Annotated in this window: 7 protein-coding genes; 2 read left to right on the top strand and 5 right to left on the bottom strand. The window is 75.4% G+C overall.

Going from position 1 to position 6203, the window contains the following annotated elements:
* Positions 1 to 28: 28 nt before the first annotated feature.
* Positions 29 to 874: a YitT family protein gene (locus ACFT55_RS18535; protein WP_380245318.1), complete on the bottom strand. Its 846-nt coding sequence runs from the start codon at positions 872 to 874 to the stop codon at positions 29 to 31.
* A 60-nt stretch (positions 875 to 934) separates the two neighbouring features.
* On the opposite strand from ACFT55_RS18535, the gene ACFT55_RS18530 reads away from it, so the two are divergent.
* Positions 935 to 2404 carry a PLP-dependent aminotransferase family protein gene (locus ACFT55_RS18530; RefSeq protein ID WP_380245317.1) on the top strand — a complete coding sequence of 490 codons (1470 nt, stop codon included), beginning with the start codon at positions 935 to 937 and terminating at the stop codon, positions 2402 to 2404.
* A gap of 28 nt (positions 2405 to 2432) precedes the next feature.
* Here the strand turns inward: ACFT55_RS18530 and ACFT55_RS18525 are convergent, their stop codons facing one another.
* The 4 genes from ACFT55_RS18525 to ACFT55_RS18510 are packed head-to-tail and all read right to left on the bottom strand — an operon-like array spanning position 2433 to position 4589.
* On the bottom strand, positions 2433 to 2639 hold the full coding sequence (locus ACFT55_RS18525; protein ID WP_380245316.1) for a hypothetical protein: 207 nt from the start codon (positions 2637 to 2639) through the stop codon (positions 2433 to 2435).
* Positions 2636 to 3739 carry a quinone-dependent dihydroorotate dehydrogenase gene (locus tag ACFT55_RS18520; protein WP_380245315.1) on the bottom strand — a complete coding sequence of 368 codons (1104 nt, stop codon included), beginning with the start codon at positions 3737 to 3739 and terminating at the stop codon, positions 2636 to 2638. Before ACFT55_RS18520 ends, ACFT55_RS18525 begins: the two co-directional genes overlap by 4 nt.
* On the bottom strand, positions 3736 to 4224 hold the full coding sequence (locus tag ACFT55_RS18515) for a hypothetical protein (protein WP_380245314.1): 489 nt from the start codon (positions 4222 to 4224) through the stop codon (positions 3736 to 3738). Before ACFT55_RS18515 ends, ACFT55_RS18520 begins: the two co-directional genes overlap by 4 nt.
* A 5-nt stretch (positions 4225 to 4229) precedes the next feature.
* Entirely contained in the window at positions 4230 to 4589 is a 360-nt protein-coding gene (locus ACFT55_RS18510; RefSeq protein ID WP_380245313.1) for a hypothetical protein, read from the bottom strand.
* 73 nt (positions 4590 to 4662) lie between these two features.
* Between ACFT55_RS18510 and ACFT55_RS18505 the strand changes: the two genes are divergently transcribed.
* The gene (locus tag ACFT55_RS18505) at positions 4663 to 6153 is read left to right on the top strand and encodes a leucyl aminopeptidase (RefSeq protein WP_380245312.1); all 1491 of its coding nucleotides are present in this window, start codon (positions 4663 to 4665) and stop codon (positions 6151 to 6153) included.
* The last annotated feature ends 50 nt before the right edge of the window (positions 6154 to 6203 follow it).

Below are 6203 nucleotides of genomic sequence, written 5' to 3'. Positions count from 1 at the left end.
GAGCGCTACGTCGACCGCTGCCGGCAGGTCAGCGGCCGCCGTGCTCTCGCGCGATCGTGTCGAGGGCTCCGGCGATCTCACGGCCCCGACGCTCGACGTCGACGTCCGCCGACGCGCGCACGCGCTCCCGGCCCGCGGCCGCGTCCGTGAGGCCGGTCGGGACGAGCCACCGCCAGCGCACGGTCGCCTGTACGACCGGACCGACGCCGAAGGCGTAGGCGATGGTCGCCCAGCCGAACACGCCGCCCAGGAGCACTCCGAGCAGGACGACGGCCACCTCGAGGCCGGTCTTCACGAGCCGGACGGACCACCCCGTGCGCTGGACGAGGCCCGTCATCAGCCCGTCGCGCGGGCCGGGACCCAGCCGGACGCCGATGTACGCCGCGGTCGAGACGCCGTTGAGCACGACGCCGCCCAGGGCGAGGGCCGCCCCGGCGACCGGGCCGGGGTCGGGCACCAGCCACGCCATCGCAGCCAGGCACGGGCCGATCGCCAGGCTGATCACGACCGCGTTGGCGACGGTCCCGATGCCGGGGCGCTGCCGCAGCGGGATCCAGGCGAGGAGCACCAGCACGGAGGTCGCCGCGACGACGGTGCCGAAGCCGAGCCCGGTGGCACGCGCCACGCCCTGGTGGAGCACGTCCCACGGCGTGCCGCCCTGACCGGCGTGGAGCAGCATCGCCATCGACCACGTGTAGCCGAGCAGCCCCAGGACCAGCTGGGCACCGCGGCGCACCGGTCCCCAGGTCGCCGCGGCCGGTGCGGCGAGAGCGCCGGACGCCGTCGACGCGGCTGCGGCGGTCCGCGGACGACGGCGAGCGGGAAGGACAGGGCGCCGGAACGATCGGCGGGCGGAGGCGGTCGACGTGCTCATACCCCTACCGTGACCTTCAATGGCCTTGCATTCCATATCCATTGCGGCGAGAGTGGCCTCGTGACCGCTGTCTCCCCACCCCTGACCGCCAGCGCCCCGCCCGCCGTGCGCCAGCTCTCGCCGGCCGCGACCGCCCGCCTGCTGGGCGACTGGCGCGGCGGGGGCCCGGCGTACCTCGCCCTGGCGGACGCGCTGCGCGCCGCAGTGCTCTCGGGGAACCTGCCTCCCCTCACGCGAGTCCCCAGCGAGCGGGAGCTCGCGGCGGCGCTGCGCGTCTCGCGCACGACGACGTCCGGGGCGTACGCCCGCCTGCGCGAGCTCGGTTTCCTCGTCAGCCGCGTGGGCTCCGGCACCGTGACGACCCTCCCGCACGGGGCCGGGACCGCTCGCGGCCACGGCCCCGCCGCCGCGGGCGACGCCCCGACCGGGCCGCTCACGGACCAGCAGGACGTTGCGGCCGTCGACCTCGCGCAGGCGACACCCTCGGCCACGCCCGCCCTGCACGACGCCTACGCGGCCGCGCTCGAGATGCTGCCGGGCTACCTCGGCACGGGCGGCTACGCGCACCTGGGGATCGAGCCGCTCCGGTCCGCCATCGCCGACCGCTACACCGCCCGCGGAGTGTCCACCACCGCCGACCAGATCCTCGTCACGACCGGCGCGCAGCAGGCGATCTCGGTGCTCACGCACGCGTTCGTGGGCCGCGGCGAGACGGCCGTGGTCGAGTCCCCCACCTACTTCCACGCCCTCGAACCCGCGCGGCGCCTGGGCGGGCGTCTGGTCGGCGTCCCCGTCGGGGATATCGAGACGCTCGCGTCGGCCGTGCGGCGCACGCGTCCGCGGCTCGTCTACCTCGTGCCGGACTTCCACAACCCCACGGGCCACACCCTGTCGGCCGACGGGCGCGCCGCGGTGCGCGAGCTCGCCGACCGCGCCGGCGTCACCGTCGTGGGCGACGAGACCCTCACCGACCTCGCGCTCGACCCGCGGGCCGAGGTCCCTGCGCCGTTCGCCGGGGACGGCACGTCACCGCACCTCGTCACCATCGGCTCCGCCTCGAAGTCCTTCTGGGGCGGGGTGCGAGTGGGGTGGGTGCGCGCGGACCCGCAGACGGTGCGGCGGCTGGCGCGGGTGCGGCAGTCCGCCGACATCGCCACGCCGGTGCTCGAGCAGCTCGCCGTCGTCGAGCTGCTGCGTCGCGCCGACGAGATCCTGCCCGGCCGGCTGGCCGAGCTGCGGCGCCGACGCGACCTGCTGGTCGGCCTGGTCGGTGATGCCCTCCCGGGCTGGAGGGTGCCGGTGCCGGCCGGTGGGCTGTGCCTGTGGGCCGACCTCGGGCAGCCGCGGGCGCAGGCGCTCGCCGCCGCGGCGGTGGCGCACGGGGTGCTCGTCACGCCCGGACCGGCCTTCACGCCGGACGGGTCGTCGCGCGACCGCGTGCGCCTGACGTTCACCCGCGAGCCCGACCAGCTCGCCGCGGCCGTCCCGCGCCTGGCCCGCGCATGGGCGCAGGTGACGGCGAGGACCTAGGAGCGCCACGGGTCGCGCGCCCCGAGGATCAGACCGCGGGCAGCGGCACGTCCGGCGCGGCCTGGTTCCCGTCGTGCAGCAGCCGGGCGCGCGCCGCGCCCTCGGCGGACAGGTCGCGCCAGTGCTCGCCGAGCCACTGCTCGGCGTCGTACTGCGTCGTGAAGACCGGGCTCGGGACGGTCACGGCGCCACCCGCGGCGTCGTCGAGCGCCCACTCCCAGCGCGGGCGGATCACGACCCGCTCCTGGGGGTGGTGTCGGCGATCGCCCCGGCCGCGACCGAGCCGCGGGTGCGCGTCAGGGCGCGGTTGACCCGCGACGGCCACCACGGGCCCGAGTAGATGAACGACGTGTACCCCTGGGTGAGGTCCGCCCCGGCGCGGAGGTAGGCGCGCACGTCGTCGGCGCTCGCGATGCCGCCGACCCCGATGATGGCGGGCTCGGGACCGAGGCGGCCTCGCAGCCGGCTCACGACCTGCAGCCCGCGCTCGAGCAGCGGCGGACCCGACAGCCCACCGGGGCCGCGGTCGTGACCGATCGTCGTGTTCACCGCGACGACGCCGTCCAGGCCGAGCTCGACGACGAGGTCGGCCACCGCGTCCACGTCGGCGTCGGCCAGGTCGGGGGCGATCTTCACCAGGAGCGGCACCCGCCGCGTATCGGCAGCCTCGGTCGCCTCGTCGGCCGCAGTCCGCGCGGCGGTGAGGATGGGGCGCAGCTCGGCCGTCGTCTGCAGGTCGCGCAGCCCCGGCGTGTTCGGGGAGGAGACGTTGACGACGAGGTAATCGGCCCACGGGGCGAGCTCGCGGGCGCAGGCCGCGTAGTCGTCGGCCGCGTCCGGGGCCGGGGTCGTCTTGTTCTTGCCGATGTTGGCGCCGACGACGACCGCGCGACCCGCGGGGGTCGCACGCAGCTCACGCAGCCTCGCGGCGGCCGCGGGCGCGCCCTCGTTGTTGAAGCCCATGCGGTTGCGGACGCCGCGCAGGTCGAGCTCCCGCCACATGCGCGGCTTCTCGTTGCCCGGCTGGGGACGCGGGGTGACCGTGCCGACCTCCACGAAGCCGAAGCCGAGCATCGTCAGGCCGCGGATCGCCCGGGCGTTCTTGTCGAACCCGCCGGCCAGCCCGAAGGGCGCGGGGACGGTCCGGCCGAGGACCTCGATGCTCCCCGGTCCGCCGCTGCCGCGACCCAGGTAGGGCGCGACGGCGCCCTGGACGACGTCGCGCAGCACCGGTACACGGCCGGCCAGCGCGATGGCGCCGAACGCGAGCTCGTGCGCCCGCTCGGGGTCCATCTTGCGAAAGACGCCGTTGAACAGGAGCGTGTACGGGCTCATCGGACCTCCGGGTCGGGTGCGGACGGCTCGGGTGCGGTCGGCGTGGGCGTGACGTGCGTGCCGTCGTGCGGCCGGGGGCGGGTGCGCCACAGCCACCACAGCCCCACGAACGGCAGCACGAGGGGCACGTAACCGTAGCCCTGCCCGAACCCGGACCACACGGTCGTCTCGCCGAACACGTCCGGCGAGACCGCCGACGCCGTACCGACGGCGAGCACGCCCACGGCCTCGAACCCCACGGTGACCCACGCGACGACCCGCCAGCGGGGCCCGCCCTTGGCGAGGGCGACCGTCGCGAGCACGTAGACGACGGCGGACAGCGTGGACAGCGAGTAGGCGACGGGGGCGTCGGAGAACTTGGTGGCCAGCTCGTACGACGAGCGGCCGATCGCGGCGAACGCCAGGATCCCGTAGACGGTGACCAGGAGGCGCCCGAAGCCGGACCCGGTGCGGCGCGCGCCGCTCTTCGGTGCTGCGTCGTTCATGTCGCTCATGCTGCCCCCCAGATCTGCCACAGCCGCCAGTCGAGGAAGCCGACGGTGAGCGCGGCGACCGCCAGCACCACGGACGACCACTTCGTGCGCTCCGCGAACGCCCAGATCGCCGCGACCGGGAGCACCACCAGCGCGGTCGCGACGTAGCCCCAGAACAGCGGGCCGTCGACGGGGTGGTCGCGGGTGACCATCAGGACGCCCGCCACGACCGCCTGGACGACGACGAGGGCCTCCACCACGGCAGCACCGAACAGCTGCCGCAGGATCACCGCACGGTCCTGGACGACGAACCAGAGCGCCCACCCGGCGAGCGCGGCGCACGCCACCAGGACGAGGAGCAGGAGGGGAAGAACCACGCCCGCAGACTACCGGCCGACCGCGCCGGCCGACGCGGCGGTGGTGTCCGCAGGACGGGGATAGCATCGGCGGGTGGCTGACCTCACCCTCACCGGCAAGAATCCCACCGCTCTCAAGGTCGACGCGCTCGTCGTCGGGACCTGCTCCACCTCCGACGGCGCCGCCGTCGTGGCGGACCAGCTCCCCGAGGCGCTCGTGCGCCAGATCGAGACCCTCGCACCCCGCCTCGGCGTGACCGGCGCCGCGGACGAGGTGCGGCGCCTGCCCGCTGGCGACGACGTCGCCGCCGACGTCCTCGTGCTGGCAGGGCTCGGCGAGCGTGCGGCGGACGGCACGTTCGCGCACGAGGTGCTGCGCTCCGCCGCCGGCGCGGCGACCCGCGAGCTCGCGGGCACGGACACCGTCGCCGTCGCGCTGCCCGCCGTCGACGAGGACGAGCTCGCGGCCGTCGTCGAGGGCGCCCTGCTCGGCGCCTACACCTACACGCGCTACCGCTCGGGCAAGGACCAGAAGTCCGCCGTCGGCAGCATCCAGGTCGTCACCCCGTTCGCCCGGTCGGGGCGCGCCAAGTCCGCCGTCGCGCGCGGCGAGGTGCTGGCCGCCGCGGTGCACGGCACCCGCGACCTCGTGAACGCCGCGCCCAACGACCTCTTCCCCGCCGCGTTCGCCGACGCCGCGAAGGCCGCCGCCAAGGGCGTCAAGGGCATCAAGCTGACCGTGCTGGACGACAAGCAGCTCGCGGCGGGCGGCTACGGCGGCCTCGTCGGCGTGGGCCAGGGCTCCTCCCGCGGGCCGCGCCTCGTGAAGCTCACCTACACGCCCGCTAAGGCTGCCGCGAAGGTCGCGATCGTGGGCAAGGGCATCACGTTCGACACGGGCGGCATCTCGCTCAAGCCCCCGGCCGGCATGCCGACCATGAAGTCGGACATGGCGGGCGCCGCCGCCGTGCTGCACACCGTGCTCGCTGCCGCGCGTCTCGGCCTGCCCGTCGCGGTGACCGGCTACCTCTGCCTCGCGGAGAACATGCCCGGCGGCAACGCGCAGCGTCCCGCCGACGTGATCACGATCCGCGGCGGCAAGACCGTCGAGGTCACCAACACCGACGCCGAGGGCCGCCTCGTCATGGCGGACGGCCTGGTGGCGGCCGTCGAGGACGGGCACGACGTCGTCCTCGACATCGCCACCCTCACAGGCGCGCAGATGGTGGCGCTCGGCAACCGCACCTCCGGGGTCATGGGCACCGACGAGGTGCGCGACGAGGTCAAGGCCGCCGCCGACGATGCCGGCGAGGCGTTCTGGCCGATGCCCATGCCGGCCGAGCTGAAGGCGGGCCTGAAGTCGACCGTCGCCGACATGGTCAACTCCGCCCCCAGCCGCTGGGGCGGCATGCTGTTCGCCGCGCACTTCCTCAAGGAGTTCGTGGGCGAGACGCCGTGGGCGCACCTCGACATCGCCGGCCCCTCGTACAACGAGGGCTCGTCGTTCGGGTACACGCCCGCCGGCGGCACCGGGGTCGGCGTCCGCACGATGCTGGCCTTCCTCGAGGGCCGCGCGGGTCTCTGACCTCTCGGTCCGACGACGGCGCCCGGCCGCCGCAGCACGTGCTGCGGCGG

The organism is Isoptericola sp. NPDC057191 (assembly GCF_042670225.1).
In the GTDB taxonomy this organism is placed as follows: domain Bacteria; phylum Actinomycetota; class Actinomycetes; order Actinomycetales; family Cellulomonadaceae; genus Isoptericola.
This window is presented reverse-complemented; position numbering and strand designations above follow the sequence as displayed.

Coding starts and splice junctions, on each gene's coding strand:
- ACFT55_RS18520 (WP_380245315.1), bottom strand. CDS start 3,739: ATGAGCCCGTACACGCTCCTGTTCAACGGCGTCTTTCGCAAGATGGAC.
- ACFT55_RS18535 (WP_380245318.1), bottom strand. CDS start 874: ATGAGCACGTCGACCGCCTCCGCCCGCCGATCGTTCCGGCGCCCTGTC.
- ACFT55_RS18515 (WP_380245314.1), bottom strand. CDS start 4,224: ATGAACGACGCAGCACCGAAGAGCGGCGCGCGCCGCACCGGGTCCGGC.